1 protein-coding gene is annotated in these 2,257 nt (G+C 60.8%); it reads left to right on the forward strand.

The features are described 5' to 3' along the window. A partial coding sequence (locus FGE05_RS29520; RefSeq protein ID WP_373682535.1) for a beta strand repeat-containing protein occupies positions 1-2,257 on the forward strand: 2,257 nt, incomplete at both ends.

Genomic DNA, 2,257 nt, shown 5'->3' on the forward strand with positions numbered 1-2,257 from the left:
CGTCAACATGCAAACCAGCGGCGCACTGGATGTGCAGCAGAACATCGCCGCCCGTGACCGGATCAGCTTGAGCAGCGGCGGGCAGTTGACCAACAACGGCGTCATCGAAGCCGGGGTCAATGCGGATACCACCCGTAACGCCACGGGTGATGTGAGCCTCACCGCACAAAGCCTCAACAACAGCGGCAAGAGCGTGATCGCCAGCCGCAACCTGACGGCCAACGTGGCGCAAACCCTGAACAACCAGGGCGGGACCTTGAGCGCCGGACAGGCCTCGACTGTCAAAGCCGGGACCCTGGATAACCAGAATAACGGCCGGGTACTGAGCAGCAACACGCTGAGCGTCAGCGCCGACACACTGCTCAACACCCAGGGCGTCGTCAGCAGCAATGGCAACCTCACGGTCAATGTCGGGCAGTTGAATAACAACGGAGGCCAACTCAGCAGCCAGGGCAACGTCACGGTGCGCGCTGCCTCGCTGGATAACACGGCGGGGCGTTTGCTCGCGGATGGCGCACTCACCGCCAGCATTTCGGCCCAGTTGCTTAATCAAGCTGGTTTGCTGTCGTCGATCGGTCTGCTGGCACTCGACGCGGGGAGTCTGGACAACCGGCAAGGCACCCTTTACGCACAAAAAGGGTTGAACCTGGATCTGCAGGGGCAATTGCTCAACGCTCAAGGCAGCGTGAAAAGCGACACCACCGCCAGCGTCAAGGCGGCCGAAATTAATAATGATGCGGGTCAGTTGGCGAGCATTGGTGCGCTGAACATCGACAGCGCCGCTACCTTGAGCAACCTGGGCGGCAGCGTGAGCAGCAACGACACGTTGTCATTGAAAGCGGGCCAGGTGAATAACTCCTCTGGTCGCATCGCCAGTGCAAAAAACTTGGCTGCCAGCATCACCGGGCTGGAGCAACTGAACGGCGAACTGTTCAGCAATACCAGTCTCACCCTGGACCTCAACCACGGGTTTCTGAATAACCAGAGCGGCCTGATCAATACGTCGGGTGCGTTGTTACTGAGCAACCTCAAGGACGTCAACAACCAGAGCGGCGAAATTTCCAGCCAGCAGGTATTCACCGTTGCCGCGCAGAACCTGGATAACCGCAACGGCAAGCTGCTGAGCAACCAAGGGCTGGTGCTGAAGACGGCGCAATTGCTGAACAACGCCCGGGGTGTGATTTCGGCGGCATCGCTGGACAGCCACAGCGCCAGCCTGGACAACAGCGACGGCCTGATCAGCAGCCACGATCAACTCGACCTGACTGTTGATACGCTGCTCGACAACCAGCACGGCTCGGTGATAGCCGACGGTGCGCTGCTACTGGTCGCTGATCGTCTGGACAACCGCACCGGCAGCATCGCCGGCAAGACCGGACTGGCGGCCACCCTTGGCGCTTTTGATAACCGCCAGGGCACGCTGATCAGCACAGACGCCTTGACACTCAAGGCCAACAACCTCGACAACCGTCAGGCCGGCCTGATCGGCGCAACAAAAACGCTGGATCTCGATGTAGACGACCTCGACAATCGTGGCGGTGAACTGACGGGCAGTGCGGACGTCACCCTGGTCAGCCAGAACTTCGACAACAGCGATGGCGGCCAGGTAAACGCTGGGCAGATGCTGAAGCTGACCGTGGACGCATTGCTCAATCGCACCAAGGGCCTGCTCAGCGCCAAGACCGGGCTGATCCTGGAGGGTGGCTCGCTGGATAACAGCGGCGGCTACCTGAACAGCCAGCAGGACCAGCGCATCACCCTGAGCCGAGACCTGATCAACAGCCAAGGCCAGCTCAGCAGTGAAGGGGCGTTGAATGTCACCGCAGCCAACCTGAGCAACGCCGGCGGCAGCCTGTCCAGTGCGGCGGACCTCACTGTGCAGAGCTTGGGTTTGCTCGACAACCAGGGCGGGAAACTGGTCACCGACGGCGCGTTGCTGCTGACCAGCAAGTCGCTGGACAACCGCGAACAGGGGACCATCAGCGGTAAAGGCGCGGTGAGCGTCACCACCGGCGCTTTTAACAACAGTCAGAAGGGGCGTCTCAACAGCGGCAGCACGCTGGACCTCAAGGCTACCCAACTCATCAACCAAGACGGCGGGCACATTGGCAGCCAGAGCGCGTTGACTGCCTCTGTGTCCAGCCTCGACCAGCAGGGCGGTCAACTCTTCAGCAATACGGCCCTGACCCTGGACCTCAACCAGGGCCAACTCAACAACCAGGGCGGCCTGATCAACGCACCGCTGTTGATGCTCAAG

Origin of the sequence: Pseudomonas sp. ICMP22404 (genome assembly GCF_006227205.1) — a bacterium.
Classification (GTDB): domain Bacteria; phylum Pseudomonadota; class Gammaproteobacteria; order Pseudomonadales; family Pseudomonadaceae; genus Aquipseudomonas.